This window comes from Streptomyces azureus, assembly GCF_001270025.1.
GTDB lineage: Bacteria > Actinomycetota > Actinomycetes > Streptomycetales > Streptomycetaceae > Streptomyces > Streptomyces azureus.
Window position 1 is genome coordinate 1 of record NZ_DF968200.1, and the last position, 21,425, is coordinate 21,425.

Sequence of the window (21,425 nt, forward strand, 5' to 3'; positions counted from 1 at the left end):
AGTTTCCGCTGAGCTGCGGACGGTCAACGCCCTTGGTCGGCGGCGAGAATCCGACCGCCGAGACGAGATAGATCTACCGACGGATTTCTGGCGCGGCACACTAGCTGAAGTCAGAGGACCCAAACATCTGGTCCCGCGCGCCCCATAACAACAGCAGGAGGCTGTAGCCGAACAGCTCAGCGCGTTCAAGGGGGTCCAGAGCTTCAGGTAGCCGAAGCGCGGAAAACTGCGGCTACCGGAAGCCCTCGAAATCTTGAATGCCGCCTGCCCGTTGGCCAGAGTCAACCCCGCACTGCTGCTTGGACGTACCCCACACGTAACCGTGTGACGAGGAACACACCAGCACTGAAGGTGCAGGTCAAGCCCCGGTTGCGGGGCTAACCCCGCCATCAACGACCCTGGCGCCTGCTGTCGGAGCGTCCTGCCCGAGACGCAAGGGCTGAGGAGCGTCCACGCTCCGCCATCCATCGCACGCGGACCGCCGCGTGCCTGATCCCAAGGGGAAACTCGTGTCCACGCTCGCTCTATTCGTCCTGGTGCTCGCGGTCATCGTGGCCCTGGGTGTCGTGGCTGGCCTTGGCTACCTCGCCTACCGCCACCCGGCGCTCAAGGGACCGCTGACGGTCGCGCTGACCGCCGCCGGCGTCCTGGTCGCCCTCTTCGTTGGGGTTGCCCAGGCCGGTACGCAAAGCGAGGCCGGCCCCGGCAGCACGGTGACACCCACAGGGCGCTGACCTGCCGTGGCCGGGGCCGTGGTCGGGGCCTGGCGCTTTTGGTCGGGGTCGTGGTCAGGGCTGGGGGAGTCTGGTCGGCACGCCAACGGCGAGCGGGACGGCACCCGGTGGCGGGTACCGCCACGCTCGCCGTGTTCAGGCGCGTCAGCCCCAGCTTTGCGGCGCGTATGCGGTCATCGGGTCACAGCCGCTGCGCAGCAGCTCCTGCGCCTCCTGGCAGCAGCTCCCCGGCCGTGGTCCGGGCGGCGCCCACGGCCGTCTCGATGTCGTTGAGCGAGAGGCTGCGCTACGTCAGCTGCGCTGGCAGGGGCTGTCATCGGGCCAGCCCCAGCGCCCGGGTCGCCGGATCGCTGGGGGCGAACAGGCCCCGGTAGCCGGGCTCGAACTGCCGCAGTTCCTCGCCTGCGTCTTCGGTTGTGGCGGCTGTGCCGCCCCAACCGAAGAACACATGAATCGCGGGTCAGGAGTAGTCGCCGCGTTCGGCCCGGTGCAGGATGTCGCGTTCCCGGCCGGTCTGGGTATCGAGTGAGTCCTCGTGGTCGATGACGATGGTGTCGTCGGCCTGTTGAGCTCGTACCTGGGCCCCGTAGGCGTCCGTCGCTTTCAGCAGGAGAGCGTCCTGGCGTGCGGCGGGCCAGCTCTGGATCAGATAGGACTCCACAGCTTCGTCCACCGTCGTCTGGTCGACGACCCTGTCCCGGCTGCGCGCGTGGACGCGCAGCCGGTACCAGCCAGGGCCCTGCGACGCCAGCGAAGGCAGATCCGCCGGATCGTCCATGAAGGACGTCACGAGCAGCTCCCCGGAGAGGGAGTTGCATGAGATCTCAGCGATCTCTTCCCAGCCTGAGTCAGGGTCGGGCCGCTGAGCGTGCGGCTCGACCGTGACGTGGACGTCTCCGGTGTGGATCCCGGTGTTCACCTCGATGGCTCCGCCATCGGCGGACACCAGGCCGGTGTGGCTTGCGTCCAGGTCGTCGGCCGCAGGCCCTTGCGGGTCCGTGATCTGGAAGAGGTGGTACTCAGCGTGCACCAGGGCTGTGCCTGTACGGGCGGGCTCAGCCGTCGGAGTCACCGCTCGAGTTACGGCCGCCCCCACCCCTCCCGGACCGGCTCACAAACTGGCCGGCGGCAAGGGTGGCAGTGGTCACCGCGCGCACCCAGCGCGGGCCGCCCCGCGCCGCCCACACCACACAGACGCATCCCCGACGACGAGCAGGAGCACACACGACAGAACGAGCACACCCATGCTCATCCCCCCTTCTTCTGTTGCGGTCCGCGCCATCCTCTCAGTGTGATCCGCCGGACCCTCCCCCGGTCCTCCGCCGCTGCTGTCGCTGCTCGCGCCACGACCGGTAGTGGTCGAGCAGCGTCTCCTCGATCGGGCGGTAGGTGAGCCCGAGTTCCTCGACGCTTCTGCGGTTGTCGACGCGGAAGCGGATGCCGAGGTGCTTGCGGATGTAGTCCTGGCTGAGGCCGAAGGCCGGTCCCAGGACGCGGAGGGGCCAGTGCGGGAGGGCGGTGCGAGGGAGGCGGAGGTTCCTGGGATGGTGCGTGCGCAGGATCGTCGACATCTGGTGGAACGACGTCATCTCCTGTGCCGCGACGAGGTAACGCCCGTGTGCCTCGGGTCGTTCCGCCGCCGCGATGTGGGCCGCCGCCACGTCCCGTACGTCGGCCGTCGTGAAGCTGAAGTCGGGGGCGCCGTAGAAGAAGTAGCCCTTGAACAGCTCGTCCAGGAGGAACAGGCTGCCGGAGTCCGAGGCGGGGGTGAGCGAAGGGCCCAGGATCAGGCCGGGATTGACGGAGACCATGCTCCAGCGGTCCTGCGCGGCCGCCGCGTCCCAGGCCGCCCGTTCCGCCACGGTCTTGGCGTGGTGGTAGGGGTTGTTCTCCACCGTGCTCGTGGTGTTGAAGTACTTCTCCGACAGGATCCGGTCGTCCATCTGCAGGACGTCGACGTAGTCGCCGAAGACCGCACCCACCGTGGACGTGAGGACGAGCCGCTCGACGGTCTCCGTGCGGTCGATGCCGGCGAGCACGTTGCGCGTGCCGTGGAGCGCCGGTTCCAGCATGTCCCGGCGGCCGTCCTTGATCTTCTCCGGCATCAGGAAGGGCGAGGCCACATGGAAGACCACGGAGCAGCCCTTCATCGCCTCGTCGAAGGAGCCGTCCGCGAGCAGATCCGCCTCGAAGAGGTCGAGGCGGCCGGGGTGCGCGTCCCGCATCGCCCGCAGCGGATCCAGCTTCGCGGCGTTCGCCGTGCTGCGCACGGTGGCGCGCACCCGGTAGCCGCGCTCCAGCAACTGCCGTACCAGATGGGCGGCGACAAAGCCGCTGCCACCCGTCACCAGGACCGTCCTGCCGGCCGGGTTTTCGCTCACGCGCGCACTCCTCGGGGGATGAACTCGCAGTCTGCCATGATCTCATCATGGCCCGCCCCAGCCCCAACCACCCTGTGCCTAAAGGGAGTTCGTGCACGCTCGCCGCGAGGGCACGGCTAAAGGAGGACGATGCCTTCCCGGGCCGCGGGCGGGTGGGAGGCCGGACGCGGACGCCGACTCCCTCCGTCGACGGGTCAGGAACGCCCGCGACGGTGAGTCACTGGCCGTCCGCCTCGACGCGGCCGATGGTCTGGAAGTTCGTGCCGGTCCTCCTGTTCGCCGTCGGCCGCCTACCACGCCCCTGCAACAAGCGCCTGCGGCGGGAGCCGAACCACCACCCGCTACCTACCGCTCTTCCCCGGGCTGCATGAGCCAGCTGATGGCACCGAGAACGAGGCAGTACTCGTCAGCTGACCCGAAGACCGACCGCCAGCGTCAGTTCAAGGACCCGGTGTGGCGATGCGAGATCCGGAAACAGCTCCCGCAGCTGCGACATCCGGTACCGGACTGTCTGGGGATGGACGAACAACGCCGCCGCCACCTCGTCCCGCCTGCCCTGGTGCAGCAGCCATGCCCGCAACGTCTCCTCCAGCCGCCGTGCGGTCGCGACAGGCAAGGTCCGCAACGGTGCGAGGGCTCGGGCACGCAGGTCTGCGAACGCGTCCACGTCGGCGCTCAGCACCAGCTCGGGCAGGTGGTCCTCGGTGTCGCGAATATCAGAGGAGAGGGAGCGCGCGCGTACGGCTCGTGCGTACGAGGCGGACGCACGAGTCCATGGCCGGGCCGGGCCGACCACGGCGGTGCGGTCGGTCAGCTGCCGCAAGAGATGTGATCGGTCCGCATCGGGGACGAGCAGCACACCGGTGGCGTCCGGCAGATCGTCAAGGACGAGGGTGCTCGGGTCGAGCGCGCGGTAGGCAGGCCGGGCCTGGTCGGCGGGCAGCAGGACCGCGGTCAGCGAAACCGGAGGCTGCCACCCGGCTCGTTGAGCAGAGGCCAGCAGCACGTCCGGGCTCGCGCCGGCGAGGAGGTCGCGGGCCAGGTGTTCCAGGTGGCGCTCGTGGGCCCTGCCCCGGGCGGCCAGTTCGTCGGCATGGCCCGCGGCGCTCGCGGCGGAGAGCTCGTCGATGTAGGCGAAGGTCAGCTCGGCGAACTTGGCGACCTCGGCGGCGGGCAGACCTGCGGGTACGGCACCCGCTGCCAGGCATCGCCAGGCCACGCGGGCGCCGACGCGGTAGGCGCTGAGCAGGGCGTCCATCGAACGGCCGTCGCGCACCTCGCCGCGGCCCAACTCGTAGGCTGCGTCACCGGCGTCGCCGCCTGTGGCGTTCCCGCTCGCGAGGTCCAGGTAGTGCCCCAGGGCGGTACGGACGGCTCGGCGGATGGTGGCGCCCATGTGGCCCGAAAGGGCGTTGGCGTAGGAAGGGACCTCGTCGATGATCGCCTGGACGACCTCGTCGGCGGTGGTCTTCAACGCGGCCCGCAGTGCGGTGACCGTCGTCTCATCCAGGGCCAGTTCGCTGGCCCTCCGGATTGCATGACTCACGTTTCTATTCCCTGCGAACAATTCAGCCAGCCAAATTCACGTCCTGCGGTCAGGACTTTACGCCTTCAGGCGCAGCAAGCTGGAGCCATGACGAGTGCAGCCCTCCGCAGCAGGGCGTGGAAACTGCTCGAGATGGTCACGACGCCCCTGCTGCCGTCGGACTACCTCGACCTGGTCAGCCCGCTGCGTGCGGGCGCTGACCTGCGTGGGCGCATCGAGGCCGTGCACCCCGAGACGAATGACGCCGCGACCATCGTGATCAGGCCGGGACGGGGCTGGCGCGGCCACACAGCCGGTCAGTACGTGCGGATCGGGGTCGACGTCGACGGGGTGCGCCTGTGGCGTGCCTACTCCATCACCTCGCCGACAAACCGCCAGGACGGCCGCGTCACGATCACCGTGAAGGCGATCCCGGACGGCAAGGTCAGCAACCACCTGGTCCGCAGGGCGAAACCAGGCACGCTGATCCAGCTCGACCAGCCGACCGGTGACTTCATGCTGCCGCAGGCCAAGCCCGCCAAAGTGCTCTACCTGACGGCCGGCAGCGGCATCACGCCCGTGATGGGCATGCTGCGCGACACCGAGTTCGACGACGTCGTCATGGTCCACTGCGCACCACAGCCGCAAGACGTGATCTTCCGCAACGAACTGCACGACCTGGTCGCGGACAAGAAGCTGCGGCTCACCGAGGTGCACACCGACACAGACGGCATGCTCGACATCGCCCGTCTCGACGAACTCGTACCCGACTGGGCCGAGCGCGAGACCTGGGCTTGCGGGCCCGCGGGCCTGCTCGACGCCGCCGAAGAGCACTGGAGCGAGCACGGCGTACAAGAGCGCCTGCACACCGAACGCTTCCGCCCCAGCATCGTCGTCGCCGGCGCCGGCGGCGAGGTCACGTTCAGCGCCACCGGCAAGACCGTCGACGCGGACGGCGCCACGCCGTTGCTGGACATCGGCGAGGAGGCCGGCGTGCTCATGCCCTCCGGGTGCCGCATGGGCATCTGCTTCGGCTGCGTCACACCGCTCAAGGCGGGCGCCGTCCGCGACCTGCGCACCGGCGAGATCACCGAGGCCGAGCCGGGCGTCCTCATCCAGACCTGCGTGTCCGCCGCGGCGGGCCCCTGCGACATCGAACGGTAGGAGCACCTTGACCGCCATCGACCCCACCGCCCACCTGACCGCGGAGCAGATCGAGGAGCTCGGCCGCGAGCTGGACGCGATCCGCGACGAGGTGATCGCCGGCCGCGGCGAGCAAGACGCCGCCTACATCCGTAAGGTCATCTCGGCGCAGCGCAAGCTCGAGCTGGTCAGCAGGGGCGTGCTGCTGTTCTCGATCTTCCCGCCCGCGTGGCTGATCGGCACCGCCGGCCTGTCGGTGGCGAAGATCATGGACAACATGGAGATCGGCCACAACATCCTGCACGGCCAGTGGGACTGGATGCGGGACCCGAAGATCCACTCCACCACCTGGGAATGGGACCACGTCTCGCCGGCCGACCAGTGGAAGCACTCCCACAACGAGCTGCACCACACGTACACCAACGTGATCGGCAAGGACAACGACCTCGGCTACGGCATCATGCGCGTCGACGAGGACCAGAAGTGGCACCCGTTCCACCTCGGCCAGCCACTGTGGAACTTCATCAACGCCTGCTTCTTCGAGTACGGCATCGCAGCGTACGACCTGGAGCTCGGCAAGAACCTGAACAAGCGCCGCCGCAAGAACCCGGAGTTCCGCGCGCGGGCCAAGGCCGTGGGCCGCAAGATCCGCAAGCAGGTGCTCAAGGACTACGTGATCCACCCGCTGCTGTCGGGCCCGTCGTTCCTCCCCACGCTCGCCGCCACGTTCACCGCGAACCTCGTCCGCAACATCTGGACCCACTCGGTGATCATGTGCGGGCACTTCCCCGAGGGCGTACAGGTCTTCGAGCGCCGGTCGATCAAGGGCGAGACGCGCGGCCAGTGGTACCTGCGCCAGATGATGGGATCGGCGAACATCAGCGGCAGCAAGGCCATGCACTTCATGACCGGCAACCTGTCGCACCAGATCGAGCACCACCTGTTCCCGGACCTGCCGAGCAACCGGTACGCCGAGGTCGCGGTGAAGGTGCGCGCACTGTTCGAAAAGTACGAGCTGGAGTACGTCACCGGACCGCTGCCCAAGCAGGTGTTCTCCGCGTGGCGCAAGGTCTTCCGGCTCTCGCTGCCGAACAAGAAGCCCAAGGTCAAAACGCCGGACCACGAGCAGGAGCTCGTCGCGGCCTGATTCCCGGTATCGGTTCAGATCTCTCGGCCGTACCGGCGGCACCGCCGGGTTCGGTGAGATCCGTTGCGGACGGTGGGCGACCGGAGACCTCGGGCGCAAACTTCAGCTTGCCGTCCTGGACCTGCGCCAGGAGCCCGGCTCGTAGCGCTGCGGGCCCCGGCCGCGTCCCGCTGACCAGCCGTGGTCGGGGTCGGCGGCAGCTTGGTCGGCGTCGGGCGCTGTCACGTTGGTTGACCAAGTGGGATGATCTTCTGGTTGGATCGTGCTGGAGAGGGCTGTTCGTGGGGGCCGTGTCGCTGTCGTACAAGGGGCACCGGTACCCGGTCGAGGTCATCTCCCACTGCGTGTGGCTGTACTACCGCTTCCCGCTGTCGTTCCGCGAGGCCGAGGAGCTCATGCTCGAGCGGGGGATCGTCGTCTCGTACGAGACGGTGCGCCGCTGGTGCGCCAAGTTCGGGCAGCGGTACGCAGGCGCGCTGCGCCGCCGGCAGCTCCGGCCTGGTGACAAATGGCACCTGGACGAGGTCTTCATCAAGATCAACGGCGAGCAGCGGTACCTGTGGCGGGCCGTCGACCAGGACGGCAACGTCCTGGACATCCTCGTGCAGGACCGCCGGGACAAGGCCGCGGCCAGGCGTTTCTTGCGCAGACTGATGCAGAAGACCAGTGCGGTGCCGCAGGTGATCGTCACCGACAAGCTCCGCTCCCACGGCGCCGCCCACCGCGAGGTCATGCCCTGCGTCGAGCACCGGCAGTCGAAGTACCTGAACAACCGGGCGGAAAACAGTCACCAGCCAACGAGGCAGCGGGAACGAGCGATGAAAGGCTTCCGCTCGGTGGGCGGAGCACAGCGGTTTCTGTCCGCGTTCAGCGGTATCTCGCCCCACTTCCGACCCCGCCGCCATCTGATCCCCGCATCCCACTATCGAGCCGAGAGGACCGTCCGCTTCGCGATCTGGGAGCAGATCACCGGAGCCGCCGGCCTGCCCACCGCGCCGTGAGCACACAGCCGGAACCCGACTCCTCCACGCCCCGGCACACCGTCAGACACCCCCACATCCAGCAACGTGACAACGCCTGCGGTCGACGTTGTCGGCGACCTGCTGGTTCATCTCGGTCATGCGGGTGTGGCCGCAGCTCTTCGCGTTGTCGATCAGCGTCAGGGTGCGGGTGCGCTGTTCGCGAAGCCCGGGCAGAAACTCGGGACCGGTGAGGAAGACCGGGCAGGTCAGGCAGGCGTTGGCACGCGGGCAGGTCTTCTGAACGGGCAGCCCGCAGTAGCCGTTGGGCAGGGTCTGGGTGGCGATGCCGTAACGGGTCTCGGCCCACTGGGCCTGCCCGAGGGGTCCGTCAGGGTCGAGGGAAACTCCCTCGCCTTTGATGTTGACCTTGGTGGCCTGCTCCCAGTGTCGCCGTACCGTCTGATCGGTGATCTTGGCGTAGTGCGCGGTCATCTTGTGCGAATCGTGGTCCAGGAGGACCCGGACAACCTCTTGCGGGACGTCCCGGTTGATGAGTCGGCAGGCGAACGTGTGCCGCCACTGATAGGGCGTCAGGTGTACTGGCCGGCCGTGTTCGTCACGGATCTCGCAGGTCTCCAGCCAGCGGCCGAGCATCCGCCGGTAAGTGCCGTCCGCCAGCGGGAGGTTGCCCGAGACGTTGGCGCATTGGCGGGGGAACAGACAGGCAGCCCCGTCCGGCCACCGGTCCAGCACCCGGCGATGTTGCTCGCGAACGGCTGCTTCGAGTCCCTCATCGATGGGCACGGCCGCCTCGCGCCTCATCTTGGTATTGAAGTGGCGCAGGTAGGGAGCGCCCTGGCCGTCGTGCAGGAGGCAGTCGAAGTCCAGAGCCAGAGCGCTGGAGATGCGCAGTCCGCAGCGGGTGAGGATGAGCGTGACCAGCCGGCCCGCCGCGTCGGGCCAGCGGTCCAGGTTGCCTCGCCGAGGCCGCCCAGGACGCCACGCTGTTGGTCACTTCCATGGGACCCGAAGAACGGACAGTTCATGACGGCGTATCACCCGACCATGATCCCCGACCGAAGATCATTTGACGCCAGACCCTAGGCACGCCCTCGATCTTCCTGGCGCGGCTTCAGCCCGTCGACGACGACGGTGAGCATGCGGTCGAGTTGGGCGCGCTGCTCGGGCGCGCCGGCCACGGAGAGCACGCCGGTGAGGATGCCGCCGACGTCGACCGGGTCGATGTCGCTGCGCAGTTCTCCTGCTTCAGCGCCGGCCTGGAGCACCATCCCCAGGATTTGCTGGATCTCATCGCAGACGGGTCCGGTGCCGAAACGTCCGGAAGCGCTCATGGCGACCAGGGCTTCGCAGATGCCGCGCCGTTCACCCGCCCACTCGGCGAAGCGGCGCATCCAGGCGTGGAGAGCCTGTGCGGGCTTCTCGGTGGCCAGAAGGTCCCGGGCGTCGTCGCGCAGAGAGCGGATCTGGTCGCGGTAGACCTCTTCGACCAGGTCCTCTCGGGTGGGGAAGTGCCGGTAAAGGGTGCCGCTTCCCACGCCCGCGCGTTTGGCGATCGAGTCCAGCGAGATTGCCTTTCCGGAGGCGAAAGCCTCAGCGGCTGTGGCGATCAGGTGCTCGCGGTTGCGCTGGGCATCAGCGCGCAGGGTGTTGCGTGGAGGTGTCATGGCCTTCGCGATCAGGAGTGTCGGGTCGAGGCGCCGGGACGATTCGGGGATGTCTCCGTTTAAGTGTACAGTCGACCCAAGCGGGGAGCTCTCCGCTTACTGGGACGCCCAACCCTGCCCGCCGACGAAAGGCCCGCCATGCCCGCAGCACTCATCACCGGCGGCACGACCGCAATCGGCAGAGCGACCGCCGCACTGCTGCACGCCCGTGGCTACCAGGTCGCCGTTACCGGACAGAACCCCGAGTCCCTCGCGCGAGCACGACTCGAGCTTCCGACGACGTACTCGTCGTCCGATCCGACGCACGCGTTCTGTCCGACACCGACGCTCTCATGACAAGGGTGTCCGAACGTTTCGGGTCTCCCGACCTGCTGTTCCTCAATGCCGGGGTCTTCCGCCCCGCACCGGTTGCCGGCGTGACGGAGGAGTCGTTCGACAAGTACGTCGACGTCAACTTCAAGGGTCAGTACTTCACTCTCCAGAAGGCCCTACCACTGATGAACGACGGCGGATCGATCCCTCACCGTGGGCATCGCATCCCACAGGGGCAGCCATGGCTCCGCGGTGGGGGCAGCCACGCGCGGTGCCCTGCTGGCGATGCTGCCCTCGCTCGCGCTCGAACTGGCTCCGCGCAGGATCCGCGTCGACACCGTGAGTCCCGGCGCGACCGAGACCCCGCTGTTCGACAAGCTGGGGATACCCCGGAGCGGCCGGGACGCCATGCGCACGAAGATCCCGTTCGAGCGCTTCGGGTCCAGCCAGGAGGTCGCGGAAGTCGTCGCCTTCCTCGCCTCGGACGCCGCCGGCTACGTCACCGGCCAGGACGTCGCCGTGGCCGGCGGCTACGGGCTCCGCGCCTGAAACTCAGGCACGCCGACCACCGGTCCGCACCCCTCGAACCTCAGAAACCCACCACTACAGGAGAACACGATGCCACTCACTCTCGACGCCTACCGACAACTGGGACGCTCCGGCCTGCGGGTCTCGCCGCTCGCGCTCGGGGCGGCCACCTTCGGCAACGAATGGGGCTGGGGCGCGGAGCAGGACGAGGCGCGGAGATTGTTCGACCTCTACGTCGAGCGCGGCGGGAACTTCATCGACACGGCGGTCACCTACACCAACGGCACGTCGGAGCGCATGCTCGGTGAGTTCGCCCGGGACAGGCGAGACAGCTTGGTCCTGGCCACGAAGTACACGACCCTGCGGCGGCCTGATGACCCCAACTCCGGTGGCGCGAGCCGGAAGAGCCTCTTCGGGGCGGTCGAAACCAGCCTGCGACAGTTGAACACCGATTACATCGACCTGCTCTACCTGCACGTGTGGGATCCCACCACACCCGTGGAGGAGATCCTTCGCGGTCTGGACGACCTGGTCCGACAGGGCAAAGTCCTCTACGTGGCCATCTCCAACACCCCAGCCTGGCAGATCTCACGCATGCAGACGATGGCCGACCTGCGCGGCTGGTCACCGCTGGTGGCACTGCAGCTGGAGTACAACCTGGTGGAGCGTACCGGGGAACGTGACCTCATCCCGATGGCGCAGGAACTGGGGCTGGGAACAGTTCCGTGGTCACCGCTGGCGGGAGGAGTACTGACCGGCAAGTACAGCCGCCAGGACCTGACCACGTCGCCGTCCGGCGAGAGCGAAAGCGCCCGCAAGAGTTTCAACCTGGCCCTCGGCGGAGTGACCGAGCGCAACCTCGCCATCGTGGACGTGGTCAAGGAAGTCGCTGACGAGCTGTGCCGCACGCCGGCCCAGGTGGGGCTCGCCTGGACCCTGCACAACCCGGGGGTGACTGCGCCGGTCATCGGGGCTCGAACCTCCGAGCAACTGCGGGAGAACCTGGGAGCTCTGGAAGTCGACCTCACCCCGGCCCAGATGGCGCGTCTGGACGAGGTCAGCGCGATCGAACTCGGATTCCCCCACGCCATGCTCGCGAGCGATCACATCCGCATCCAGACCCGCGGCGACCTGAAGATCCAGGCCCGCCGCTGACGATCGGGCAAAGTGCCAGGGAGCGGCGATACCGCTGCCACTGGCCGGCGTGCGTTCCCTGCACACCGGCCAGACCAGACCGACGCGAGGGCAGCTTGTTGTCGCCGCCTGGGCGGCTGGTGAGAGAAAGGATGCCGAATGAGCGCTTGTCACAAGCCGTGTGCCTCACCGGTGACAACCAGACTGCTTCGACCGGTCTCATTCACCAGCTCAACCGGCTCTGCGGTGACAACCGCGCTTCGGCTCATATTCGCGGGCGCCGCACAGCGCTCTGGCAGCGGCCCGCACCTTATTCCGCACCCGAATGCGAGGCACTGAAGAGCAGCCCCTGGCCGCCCCGGCGCACTGTGAGCCGTCCCGTTCCCCGCGCGGCCGCGCCCCGCGAACCGGTCGACCACGCCCGCATCGGCCGGCGCGTGGTCCCCCGCCGCGCGAAGGGGATGACCGCGGCCGCCGTCGCGGCGGCCCCCGAGGACGCCCGCTTCGACGCACGCCAGGACTCCCGCCACGAGCACATCGCCGACAACGAACTCGGCCGGGCAGAGCTCGCGGAGGATGATGGAGCGCGTCTACGGGCTCGCCGGCATGGCGCTATTCGTGTTCGTCATCGCCGTCTGGCAGCTTGGCCCCGACTGGGGTCAGATGCTGCATGACGCCACCCACCCGAGTCTGCCGTTCGGGGAGGGACTGCTCACCTACTTCTTCTACGCGCTGGTAATGCTCGGCGCGTAGATGACCCCGTACGAGGTGTTCTTCTTCTCCTCCGCCGCAGTCGAGCACCGGTGGAGACCCGCAACCCGATGGAGGTGAGGATGAACTGCTGGGTCGGCTACCCGACCGGGGGCATCCTTGCCATCGGCATCCAGGTCGTGGCCTACCAGGTGCTCCAGCCGGCCGGGATTCAGGTCGAGAGCCTCAGCCAGACCGTCCGGCCCGTCGGCCTGGCGCTCGGCAGGGTCGGGTTCGCCCTTGCCATCCTCGGGATTGTCGCCGCCGTCTTCGACTCCACCATCGAAACGCGCTGTCCTCCAGCTACACCGTCGCCCACCACTTCGGACGGACCTGGGGCAAAACCCCGCGGCCGGCCGACGCCAGCCGCTTCCATACCCTGCTGCTGATCACCTGCTTGCCGCCGTGGCCGTCGCCCTGACCACGATCAACCCGGTCACCATCACCGCCTTCGGTGTGCCAGCAAACGTCACCGGGGCAACGCCCTCAGCACGGCACGGCCGCGGGCACGAACGTGTGAGGCCGCCGACTTCCGGTCGGCGGACTCTGGACAGTGGGCGGGAAGGCTCTGTGCCCGCGAGACAGGTCAGCAGGGGTGTGCCGCGTTAAAGGGTGCTGAATAGCCCAGTTACCGCGCGGACACAGCTTCTGGGGCTCCTGCGTCGTGAGTCGGTGTCGGGGTGGTGTTCTTCGGGCCACGGGCGAGGATGTAGAGGAACAGACCGGCCATGACGGCGACGCCTGCCCACATGGCCTGCTGCCAGCCGTCGACGAAGGACTGCTGCGCGGTGTGGATCAGGTCCTGCGCGTGGCTGCCAGTGCTCGGGGCTACCTCGATGGCGTTGGCGATGCCTTCGCGTGCGGTGTCCGCAGCTCCCTGGGGGATGCTGTCGAGCTTGTCGTCGATGGCGCTGCGGTATCCGTTGGCCAGGAGCGCGCCGAGCATCGCGACGCCCAGGGCGGTGCCGAATTCGCGGGTGACGTCGTTGAGGGCGGAGGCCACGCCCTGCTTGGCGCGTGGCAGGGACCTGGTGATGACCTCGGTGGAGGGCGTCATGGACAGGCCCATTCCGATGCCCATGGCGAGCATGCCGGCGAGGATGGACAGGTAGCCGCCGTCGACGGAGACGAACAGGGCCATCAGTGCCAGGCCGAGGGTGGACAGGGCGACGCCCACGGTCATGGTGGAGCGGGCGCCGATCTTGGCGGCCATCTTGGGGGCCAGGCTGGAGGTCATCATCATCATGACGGCCATCGGCATCATCGCCACGGTGGACAGCAGACCCGACCAGCCCAGCACGGCCTGGAAGAACGGGAAGAGCAGGACGGCGATGCCGGCCTGGACGCCGAAGACGACGAGCAGGGTGATCGAGCCGCTGGCCAGGCCGCGCTCACGGAAGAGGCGTACGTCCAGCAGGGATGCGTCGCGGCGGTGCAGTTCCCAGGCCACGAAGGCGATGGCGGCGACGACTCCGACGGCCAGGCTGATCAGGGTGACGGGGTCGGTCCAGCCGCGCTCGCGACCTTCCTGCAGGACGAAGATGACGCCGATGACGGCGATGGTGGACATCAGTGCACCGATGGTGTCGAAGGAATGGGTGGCGCGTTCGCGGGAGTTGGGCACCGACTTCAGCGTCATCGCCAGCGCGACGACGACCAGGACCACGGGCAGCACGAACAGCCAGCGCCAGTCCGCGACGTCGACCAGCAGGGCGGAGAGGAACATGCCCAGGATGCCGCCGCCTCCGGCGACGCCGGTCCATACGCCGATCGCTTTACCTCGTTCCTCGTCGGGGAACGTGGAGGTGATGACGGCCAGCGTGATCGGCATGATCATCGCGGCGCTGATGCCCGCGGCAACGCGGGCGCCGATCATCACCGCGGCCGACGGGGCGAGGCCCGCGACGACGCTGGCCGCGCCGAAGATGATCAGTCCGGTGATCAGCATGGGCTTTCGGCCCAGCCGGTCACCGATCGCGCCCAGCGGCAGCAGCAGGGCGGCCAGGGCCAGGGTGTAGATATTGATGATCCACAGGACGGTGGTCTGCGAGGCACTGAACTCGACGGCCATATGGGTCTGGGCGACGTTCAGGCCGGACACCGAGGCGATGACGGCCATCAGCGCGATCGAGACGGTGATCAGGATCGCGCGGAGCTGACGCGCATCCGGCGTACCCCCGCCGCTTACTGGTGCGGCCGCCGCCTGGGGAGGCAGGTTGCTACTCATTGTTTCCTCTCAAGAGGGGCATGCGGAATCAGCGCCGGAGCAGGGCCGGTCGCCAAGGGTGGTGAAGCGGAGGTCTGTTCACCGCGCGGACTGCAGGTGTGCGGTCGCGCGGTTCAGCTACGGCGGCTGGGGTGTCAGGCGGGGGCGTTCTCGGCCTGTGCTGCGGCGAGGGCCGCGTCGGTGTCGGCGGTGGCCAGGAGGGCGTTGATGTGGGATCCGGCCAGGGCGCCGGCCGCGGCGGACGCGCCGACCTGCGCGGTGAGGTCGGTGGCGTTTCCGGCCACCCACACGCCTGGAACGTCGGTGGTGCCGGCCATGGCGGAGGCGAAGCGGCGGCCTGTGTTGTCGGGCAGGTCTTCCATCGGCAGCTTCAGTCCGTCAAGGCCCTCGGTGCGGGCATGCATCTGCGTTGCGACCGCGATGACCCGCCGTTCCACGAATGTGCCGTCGACCAGGCGCAGGCCGGCCAGAGCGCCGCCGTCGTCGTTGACGACTTCCTGCACCTCGGTCTCGATGGTGCGGATGTTGCGGGCGGCGAACCGGGCGCGCGCGTCCTGGTCCAGGACGGTGCCGTTGGTGAAGTAGACCAGATCGTCGGTGAGTTGACGGAACAGCAGTGCGTGGTGGAGGGAGGCGGGGCTGGTTGCGAGGATGCCGATGGGCTTGTCACGGACCTCCCAGCCGTGGCAGTAGGGGCAGTGCACAACGCTGCGGCCCCAGTGCTCGGCCAGGGTGACGGTGAACCGCAGATCACCGTCGGCCGTGGGGGCGGCGGGCTCGGCGGCGACCACTTCGCCGAAGACGATCTGTCCGCCGTACTGGCGTACCTGCTGGCGTCCGCGCTTGAGGATCTCGGGCGGCGGGGTGCCGTCCAGGACGATGAAGCCGTGCATCGCTGCGGCGGGCGCGTTGCGCGGGGTGCCGTTGTCGATCACGACGACCGAGCGGCGCGAGCGGGCGAGCATGAGCGCGCCGTTCAGGCCCGCGGCGCCGCCGCCGATCACCACCACGTCCACGGTCTCGGCGGGCGGGGTGTCGCTCTCGTAGCGGGAAGTCCGCGCAGACATGTCGCGCCCTTTCGTCATACGTGGCCCCCGTGCTGGACCGTCTGTATTCGACGTTAAGCCAGCCTTGCAGTGAAGGCATAGAGTATTGCCTATGACGCAAGAAGATGGGCAGCTGGACAGCCTCGTACGCAAACGGATCCGCGCCCTGCGGGTCGCGCAGGGCTGGTCCCTGGAGGAACTGGCCACCCGCGCCAACCTCAGTCAGTCCTCGCTCAGCCGCATCGAGAACGGTCAGCGCCGCCTCGCCCTCGACCAGCTCGTCACCCTCGCCCGCGCCCTGGACACCACCCTGGACCAGCTCGTGGAGAACGCCGCCGACGACGTCGTCATCAGTCCGATGATCGACGGTACCCACGGCCTGATGCGCTGGCCCATAAAGGGCGACCCCGGCATGAGCGTCATGCGTCAGCGGATGACCGAACCGCCGCCCGACAATCCCGCCCGCATGCGCGCCCACCCCGGCCGCGAATGGCTGGTGGTCCTGTCCGGTACGGCAATCCTGATGCTCGGCCACCGCCGGTTCCGCATCGAGACCAATCAGGCCGCCGAGTTCCCCACCATGATGCCGCACGCGATCGGCGCCGAGGGCGGGCCGTGCGAGATCATGGGCATCTTCGACCGCGACGCCCGCCGCGGCCACCAACGCGACACCGACGAATCCGGCGACTGCGACAGCGCACAGGGCCCCTGCGAGTAGCGCCCGTGCGAGAACGGTGGTGTGCCGCCAGAAGAGAGGGATTTTGCGTGGCAGGCAGCACACAGAGCGACCTCTTTGCGTATTGCGCAAGCAGTCCTGCGATTCGCGCATGAGGTGCTTACCGTGGTGCCATGACTCCAGCTCACGGCCACACCCCTCACCATGGCGGCTCGCACGGCCACCACCCAGAGCACGACGACAGCGGCCAGGCGGAGATCCTTGACCTGGACGCCGAGGTGCTCGCCGAGCACATCGCGTCCATCACCGCCTGGCTCCCGCTGAACTCCGAGCCGCGCCAGATCGTGGACCTGGGCTGCGGCACCGGTGCGGGCACCTTTGCCCTCCTTGAACGCTTCCCCGACGCGCACGTCATCGCCGTCGACGCCTCCGCCGGCCACCTGCAGCTCCTGCGCGAGAAGGCATACGCCCGCGGCATGCAGGACCGTGTGCGCACCGTGCAGGCCGACCTCGACACCGACCACTGGCCCGACCTCGGCACACCAGGCCTGGTGTGGGCCTCCGCTTCCATGCATCACATGGCCCGCCCCGACCGCGCACTGGCCGACGTCCACGAACTGCTCGCGCCGGGCGGCCTGTTCGCCGTCGTGGAACTGGACGGTTTCCCCCGCTTCCTGCCCGCCCACGCGCCCGAGGGCCAGCCTGGGCTCGAAGAGCGCGCCCATGCCGCAACCGACAGCTATCACGCCGAACACGTACCCCACCGCGGTGCCGACTGGGGGCCGATGCTGACCGCCGCAGGGTTCACCGTCGAGGACGAGCGCACCATCACCGTGAACATCGAAGGCAACCGCAGTCAGGCCATCGGCCGCTACGCCCACGCCAGCCTGCAGCGCATCCGCGGCGCCGCCGCACCTGCACTCAGCCCCGAAGACCTCGTCGCACTCGACGAACTCCTGGATGTCGACAGCCCACACAGCATCCTGCGCCGAAGCGACCTCGCGGTCCGCACCGAACGCACCGTCTGGGCAGCCCGCCGCGCCTGAACCCGGGCCGCCCTGTTGTCTGTCGGGCAGCGCCGGCAGCCAGTTACTTGCCTCATACGCAACCACTGCCGCGCACCCGCGTGCGTGTCGTCGGCTGAGCAACCATGCCGGCGCACGCCTCGCGCGGCGCTACCGCCGCGCAACCCACGGCGCGGTGGAGAGGAAGGGAGTATCTCCATGACTGCACCTCAGGTGCCCGCCGACCACGAAGCCTGGCGCCAGGGCCGGTGGGAAGAGATCGCCGGAACGAACGGGAAGGGCACGGTCATCGCCAAGGCCAAGATCAACGGCCGCGATCCGCACACCCTGCCCGGCCTGCCCGGCCAGTGGACCACCACAGAAACGGGTGCGCTGACAGTGGCCGCCAAGGCCGAGGACGGCGTACGCGCCAACGGCGAGGCCGTCGACGGAACCACGGAAGTGCCCTCCGGCAGCGTTCTGGAATTCCCCGGCAACCTGAACGGCTTCGCGGGCGGCGCCGATGGCTTCTATGGCGTCATCGTCATGGATCAAAGCCGGGTCGAACGCTCCGGCCTCAGCGGCATCGACCGCTTCCCGTATAACCCGGATTGGGTTTTCGAGGGCCACTACCGGGCTGCGCCGGAAGGGCGGCGTATCGAGGTGGAACGACTGACCGCCCCGCGGAGCACGGAGGCCATCCTCGCTCCCCTCGACCTGGTCGTGACCGTGCACGGCACCGAATACGCCCTCGCCGTTCTTGAGGAGTCTCCCGGGCAGCGCCTGGTGATCTTCACCGACGAGACCAATGGGGACTCCACCCCGCAGATCGGCCGCTGGCTGGTGCTGCCGCTGCTGGAGCCAGGCAGCGCCGTGACCGTGGACTTCAACCAGGCCACGCTCTCGCACCACCACCTGAACCCGGACGTCTTTGTCTGCCCCCTCTCGCCACCCGGCAACCACCTGCCCATGCGCATCGAGGTCGGCGAGCGCGCCCTGATCCACTCCGCCACCGGTCAGAGCTGACCTGCCCCAACCCCCTTTTGCACGTTACCCGTAGCCCGTACAGGAAGAAGACCAGCATGAGTCAGGACCTCAAGGACAAGGCCGTCGCCTACCTCCGCGCACTCGAGTCGCGCGACTGGAAGGCCGCCCGTGCGCTCTGCGCAGAAACCGCCACCGTGTGGCACAACGATGGCAAGGGCGAGCAGTCCATCGAGGAGAACGTCGCGGGAATGGAGGGCCAGATCGAGTCCATCGAGTCGATGCGCTATGAGATCCTCCGCCAGCTCTCTCAGCACGGCGAAGTTCTTCAGCAGCACTTGGTGCACGTCGCCACAAAGAACGGGATGCGCGGCGAGGTGCACGCCGCCGTCTTCTTCGGCTTCAACGACGCCGGAGCGATCACCCGCATCGAGGAGTACGCCAACTTCATCCCCGTCGGCCAGGACAGCTGAGAGCCGAGGTCGGGCCGCTCTGACGGAGTGGCGAACAGGTCGACCCAGCTCACGGTATCGATGTCGTTCACGGGCAGGGAGTTGCTCGGGTAGGTGCCGGGATTTCGTGACTGGGCCACGAACAGGGCAGTGAGGTAGCCCCTGAGGGCGATTGCGACGGGCGTGCCCTTCCTGCTCGCCCGGCTGGTGGAGGTGGTGCAGGAGGTGAGGGCCTGGGCCGCTCGCGCGGCGGGTTCACCAGCAAGCTCCACCTGAGCGCTGACGGGTACTGCCGACCGCTGTCCCTGCTCGTCACCGGCGGGCAACGAGCGGACTGCACCCAGTTCGAGGCCGTCCTGGAGAAGATCCGTGTCCCCCGTGGCGGACCGGGCAGGCCCCGCACCAAGCCCGACAGCCTCGCCGCGGACAAGGCCTACAGCAACGGCCCGTGCCGCCAGTACCTGCGTCGCAGGGGCATCCGGCACACATCCCGGAAAAGGCCGACAGCCAGGCCGCCCGCCGACGCAAGGGCTCACGCGGCGGTCGACCACCGGGCTTCGACGAAGAGCGGTACAAGAAGCGCAACACCGTCGAGCGGGCGATCTACAGGCTCAAGCAGGCAAGGGCCGTGGCCACTCGCTACGACAAACGCGGCTACGTCTTCCTCGGCACCGCCACCGTCGCAGCCCTCGTGATCTGGCTTCGCACATGATCGGGCGAACAAGTCCTAGCCGTTCGCCCCGCGCTCGGAACGGGCCGCTGTTGGGCGGCCTCGTGTAATCATCGCCTCCAGGAACCCTGGGGGTCACGTTCGCACAGGCGGCCCGTCGCCGCCTGGGCGAGCCAGTCGGCCCACCGGCTGATGAGCTCGTCCAGGTCCCCAATGACGAGCGGGATGAAAGCCCAGGCCACCTGGTACAACATCATCCCCGGGCCGACGGCAGCGCGTGATTCGTGGTGAGGGTCGAGCGCGAAGGGGCTCCATCCAGCTGGCGACACCGGGAGTTGCGCGTACGGACCGCTGATCTCGCCGCCTGGTTGTACAGCATTCATCGGATTGCTCAGGGGCGGCAGTTGGAGTTTGATCGGGGTCTCGCCGCCTGCCGCCGCGACGTCTGGTCAGCGCCCGGTCGACGCCCACGGCCGCCGCCGACGCCTGGTGCGAGGCACGCCGAGCCCGGGCGGCGTCCACGTCCGCACGAGTCAAGGGGGAACGCATCCATGCGAAGCAGACTCGGAGTCGCAGCCGTTGCCGTCACCGCCTGCGTGTGCGCGGCGGTGCTGCTGGCGCCCACTGGGGCACAGGCGGCACCGAACGACCCGCACCGCGAGCACCACGGGAAGAAGCCGGGCGCCCGGCACACCGTCCGCCTAAGCCAAGGTGCCGACGGCGCGTCGGACGCCCCGTCGCTCAGCGCCGACGGCCGCTACGCGGTCTTCACGTCATCGGCCTCCAACCTGGTCCCCGGCGACACGAACGGCGCCCCGGACGTCTTCCTGCGGGACCTGAGGACCGGCCGCACCCAGCGTGTCAGCACCGACGCCGCCGGAGGCCAGTCCGGGCTCGGCGGCACCGAGGGAGCCATCAGCGCGAACGGACGGTACCTGGTCTTCGTGTCGGCCTCGACCGACCTGGTTCCGGGCGAAGTCCACGACCAGCACTCGGTCTACTGGCGCGACCTGCGGACCGGGGAAGTGAAGTATGTCGGCAACGACCTCGGCAATTACCTGACGCGGGCGCTGCACGCGTCCGTCAGCGCCGACGGCCGGTATGTCGCGTTCGCCGTGAGCGAGACGGTCCCCCGACCGGGCGCGTTGGTCGCCGTACGCGACATGCGCACCGGGGAGCTGACGAAGCACCCGTTCGCCCTGCACCGGGCCACCGGGCCGCTGCTCAGCGACGACGGCAGCGTCATGGTGTACACGAACAGCAGCTACTGGCCCTACGACAATCCGGCCTCCGACGTAAAGGTGGCTGACCCGCTCACCGGGACCCACCGGTCGCTGCACACCACGCCCGACGGCGCCCGTGGCAACGGCAGGGGGTCCCAGGCCGGCATCAGCGGCAACGGCCGCTACGCCTCCTTCACCTCGACGTCCACCGACCTCGGCCCCGACGACACCAACGGCGACGGTTCCAACGTCTTCGTCCGCGACCTGCGCACCGACGCCCTGCGCATCGTCGAGGCGCCCGACCCCGCCCTGTCGACCGCCGACGGGGCGCTGAGCCGCGACGGCCGGTACCTGCTCTTCCGGGCGTTCGCGGGCACGTCGGACCCGGGCACCTGGTACCTGCGCGACCTGCGCCACGGTCGCACCAGGGTGGCGATCACCGACGCCGCCGGCACGCGGGTCCAGGCCGACACCGGGGACCGGCCGCTCGACGCCCGGGCCCGGACGGTGGCCTTCTCCTCCACGGCCGACAACCTCGCCCCGGGCCCGCGCAGCCCGAAAGCGGACGCCTACGTGCGACGGCTGCGCTGACCGCCGCCCCACCACCCCATGAGTTCACAGATTGCCCGACGCGCGTCGGTTCTCACCGACACGCGTTGACGACATCCCTACATCAGGCGCGGCCAGGAGGCGCTTAGGTGATGCCGACGTCCCCGGCGGACGTCGCGGCGAGCGCCACGACCTTCCAGATCGCGGCGGGAACCCCAGCCCGGGGGGACTGTAAATCGTTCGGCTCTGGCCCGTAGTTGGTGGTGACGTTGGGTGTCTGTCAGGGCAGGAGG

General features: G+C 68.6%; 20 protein-coding genes and 3 pseudogenes. 15 read left to right on the plus strand and 8 right to left on the minus strand.

From position 1 onward, the window contains the following. Positions 1-485: 485 nt before the first annotated feature. Positions 486-734, plus strand: coding sequence for a hypothetical protein (locus tag AOQ53_RS03545; protein WP_107083996.1), 249 nt, complete (start codon positions 486-488; stop codon positions 732-734). A gap of 460 nt (positions 735-1,194) precedes the next feature. Here AOQ53_RS03545 and AOQ53_RS03550 read toward each other — a convergent pair whose 3' ends face one another. The 4 genes and pseudogenes from AOQ53_RS03550 to AOQ53_RS03560 all read right to left on the minus strand — a co-directional run bounded on the left by AOQ53_RS03550 (position 1,195) and on the right by AOQ53_RS03560 (position 4,661). Next, complete coding sequence (locus tag AOQ53_RS03550) at positions 1,195-1,764, minus strand: hypothetical protein (RefSeq protein WP_059414898.1); 570 nt, start codon at positions 1,762-1,764, stop codon at positions 1,195-1,197. A gap of 25 nt (positions 1,765-1,789) precedes the next feature. Beyond that, positions 1,790-1,980, minus strand: a pseudogene (locus AOQ53_RS45730) (hypothetical protein). Positions 1,981-2,020: 40 nt separating this feature from the next. Continuing rightward, complete coding sequence (locus tag AOQ53_RS03555; protein ID WP_059414899.1) at positions 2,021-3,115, minus strand: NAD-dependent epimerase/dehydratase family protein; 1,095 nt, start codon at positions 3,113-3,115, stop codon at positions 2,021-2,023. A 406-nt stretch (positions 3,116-3,521) separates the two neighbouring features. Then, positions 3,522-4,661, minus strand: a complete 1,140-nt coding sequence (locus AOQ53_RS03560) for a PucR family transcriptional regulator (RefSeq protein ID WP_059414900.1) — start codon at positions 4,659-4,661, stop codon at positions 3,522-3,524. An 87-nt stretch (positions 4,662-4,748) separates the two neighbouring features. Here AOQ53_RS03560 and AOQ53_RS03565 point away from each other — a divergent pair, with 87 nt between their 5' ends. From AOQ53_RS03565 to AOQ53_RS03575, 3 genes are all read left to right on the plus strand, one after another. Next, entirely contained in the window at positions 4,749-5,804 is a 1,056-nt protein-coding gene (locus AOQ53_RS03565; protein ID WP_059414901.1) for a ferredoxin reductase, read from the plus strand. A gap of 7 nt (positions 5,805-5,811) precedes the next feature. After that, positions 5,812-6,930: a fatty acid desaturase family protein gene (locus AOQ53_RS03570; RefSeq protein WP_059414902.1), complete on the plus strand. Its 1,119-nt coding sequence runs from the start codon at positions 5,812-5,814 to the stop codon at positions 6,928-6,930. 281 nt (positions 6,931-7,211) lie between these two features. Beyond that, positions 7,212-7,931, plus strand: a complete 720-nt coding sequence (locus AOQ53_RS03575; protein WP_059414904.1) for an IS6 family transposase — start codon at positions 7,212-7,214, stop codon at positions 7,929-7,931. A gap of 42 nt (positions 7,932-7,973) precedes the next feature. On the opposite strand, the gene AOQ53_RS03580 is transcribed toward AOQ53_RS03575, so the two are convergent. Beyond that, the gene (locus tag AOQ53_RS03580; RefSeq protein WP_078945124.1) at positions 7,974-8,864 is read right to left on the minus strand and encodes a tyrosine-type recombinase/integrase; all 891 of its coding nucleotides are present in this window, start codon (positions 8,862-8,864) and stop codon (positions 7,974-7,976) included. Positions 8,865-8,992: 128 nt separating this feature from the next. After that, on the minus strand, positions 8,993-9,577 hold the full coding sequence (locus AOQ53_RS03585; protein WP_059414905.1) for a TetR/AcrR family transcriptional regulator: 585 nt from the start codon (positions 9,575-9,577) through the stop codon (positions 8,993-8,995). Positions 9,578-9,715: 138 nt separating this feature from the next. Here AOQ53_RS03585 and AOQ53_RS47245 point away from each other — a divergent pair. The 5 genes and pseudogenes from AOQ53_RS47245 to AOQ53_RS03600 form a co-directional block, all read left to right on the plus strand. Further along, positions 9,716-10,035, plus strand: a pseudogene (locus tag AOQ53_RS47245) (SDR family NAD(P)-dependent oxidoreductase); the annotation flags it as partial. Between the two features lie 67 nt (positions 10,036-10,102). Further along, entirely contained in the window at positions 10,103-10,438 is a 336-nt protein-coding gene (locus AOQ53_RS47250; protein ID WP_269085433.1) for an SDR family NAD(P)-dependent oxidoreductase, read from the plus strand. A 69-nt stretch (positions 10,439-10,507) separates the two neighbouring features. Further along, the gene (locus AOQ53_RS03595) at positions 10,508-11,572 is read left to right on the plus strand and encodes an aldo/keto reductase (protein WP_059414906.1); all 1,065 of its coding nucleotides are present in this window, start codon (positions 10,508-10,510) and stop codon (positions 11,570-11,572) included. 558 nt (positions 11,573-12,130) lie between these two features. Continuing rightward, complete coding sequence (locus AOQ53_RS44420; protein WP_167745675.1) at positions 12,131-12,304, plus strand: hypothetical protein; 174 nt, start codon at positions 12,131-12,133, stop codon at positions 12,302-12,304. Positions 12,305-12,354: 50 nt separating this feature from the next. Then, on the plus strand, positions 12,355-12,690 hold the full coding sequence (locus AOQ53_RS03600) for a tetraspanin family protein (protein WP_148640281.1): 336 nt from the start codon (positions 12,355-12,357) through the stop codon (positions 12,688-12,690). 239 nt (positions 12,691-12,929) lie between these two features. Here AOQ53_RS03600 and AOQ53_RS03605 read toward each other — a convergent pair whose 3' ends face one another. Next, entirely contained in the window at positions 12,930-14,528 is a 1,599-nt protein-coding gene (locus AOQ53_RS03605) for an MFS transporter (RefSeq protein WP_059414909.1), read from the minus strand. A gap of 134 nt (positions 14,529-14,662) precedes the next feature. Next, the gene (locus AOQ53_RS03610; RefSeq protein WP_059414910.1) at positions 14,663-15,595 is read right to left on the minus strand and encodes an FAD-binding protein; all 933 of its coding nucleotides are present in this window, start codon (positions 15,593-15,595) and stop codon (positions 14,663-14,665) included. A gap of 91 nt (positions 15,596-15,686) precedes the next feature. Here AOQ53_RS03610 and AOQ53_RS03615 point away from each other — a divergent pair, with 91 nt between their 5' ends. The 6 genes and pseudogenes from AOQ53_RS03615 to AOQ53_RS03640 all read left to right on the plus strand — a co-directional run bounded on the left by AOQ53_RS03615 (position 15,687) and on the right by AOQ53_RS03640 (position 21,174). Continuing rightward, on the plus strand, positions 15,687-16,292 hold the full coding sequence (locus AOQ53_RS03615; RefSeq protein WP_059414912.1) for an XRE family transcriptional regulator: 606 nt from the start codon (positions 15,687-15,689) through the stop codon (positions 16,290-16,292). Between the two features lie 131 nt (positions 16,293-16,423). Then, entirely contained in the window at positions 16,424-17,296 is an 873-nt protein-coding gene (locus AOQ53_RS03620) for a class I SAM-dependent methyltransferase (protein WP_059414915.1), read from the plus strand. Between the two features lie 177 nt (positions 17,297-17,473). Beyond that, the gene (locus tag AOQ53_RS03625) at positions 17,474-18,280 is read left to right on the plus strand and encodes a DUF1684 domain-containing protein (RefSeq protein ID WP_078945126.1); all 807 of its coding nucleotides are present in this window, start codon (positions 17,474-17,476) and stop codon (positions 18,278-18,280) included. Positions 18,281-18,336: 56 nt separating this feature from the next. After that, entirely contained in the window at positions 18,337-18,711 is a 375-nt protein-coding gene (locus AOQ53_RS03630) for a nuclear transport factor 2 family protein (RefSeq protein ID WP_059414919.1), read from the plus strand. Between the two features lie 206 nt (positions 18,712-18,917). Continuing rightward, positions 18,918-19,402, plus strand: a pseudogene (locus AOQ53_RS42630) (IS5 family transposase); the annotation flags it as partial. Between the two features lie 509 nt (positions 19,403-19,911). Continuing rightward, positions 19,912-21,174, plus strand: a complete 1,263-nt coding sequence (locus AOQ53_RS03640; protein ID WP_078945127.1) for a TolB family protein — start codon at positions 19,912-19,914, stop codon at positions 21,172-21,174. The last annotated feature ends 251 nt before the right edge of the window (positions 21,175-21,425 follow it).

Coding starts and splice junctions, on each gene's coding strand:
- AOQ53_RS44420 (WP_167745675.1), top strand. CDS start 12,131: ATGGAGCGCGTCTACGGGCTCGCCGGCATGGCGCTATTCGTGTTCGTC.
- AOQ53_RS03595 (WP_059414906.1), top strand. CDS start 10,508: ATGCCACTCACTCTCGACGCCTACCGACAACTGGGACGCTCCGGCCTG.
- AOQ53_RS03620 (WP_059414915.1), top strand. CDS start 16,424: ATGACTCCAGCTCACGGCCACACCCCTCACCATGGCGGCTCGCACGGC.
- AOQ53_RS03565 (WP_059414901.1), top strand. CDS start 4,749: ATGACGAGTGCAGCCCTCCGCAGCAGGGCGTGGAAACTGCTCGAGATG.
- AOQ53_RS03625 (WP_078945126.1), top strand. CDS start 17,474: ATGACTGCACCTCAGGTGCCCGCCGACCACGAAGCCTGGCGCCAGGGC.
- AOQ53_RS03585 (WP_059414905.1), bottom strand. CDS start 9,577: ATGACACCTCCACGCAACACCCTGCGCGCTGATGCCCAGCGCAACCGC.
- AOQ53_RS03605 (WP_059414909.1), bottom strand. CDS start 14,528: ATGAGTAGCAACCTGCCTCCCCAGGCGGCGGCCGCACCAGTAAGCGGC.
- AOQ53_RS03640 (WP_078945127.1), top strand. CDS start 19,912: ATGCGAAGCAGACTCGGAGTCGCAGCCGTTGCCGTCACCGCCTGCGTG.
- AOQ53_RS03615 (WP_059414912.1), top strand. CDS start 15,687: ATGACGCAAGAAGATGGGCAGCTGGACAGCCTCGTACGCAAACGGATC.
- AOQ53_RS03630 (WP_059414919.1), top strand. CDS start 18,337: ATGAGTCAGGACCTCAAGGACAAGGCCGTCGCCTACCTCCGCGCACTC.
- AOQ53_RS03610 (WP_059414910.1), bottom strand. CDS start 15,595: ATGTCTGCGCGGACTTCCCGCTACGAGAGCGACACCCCGCCCGCCGAG.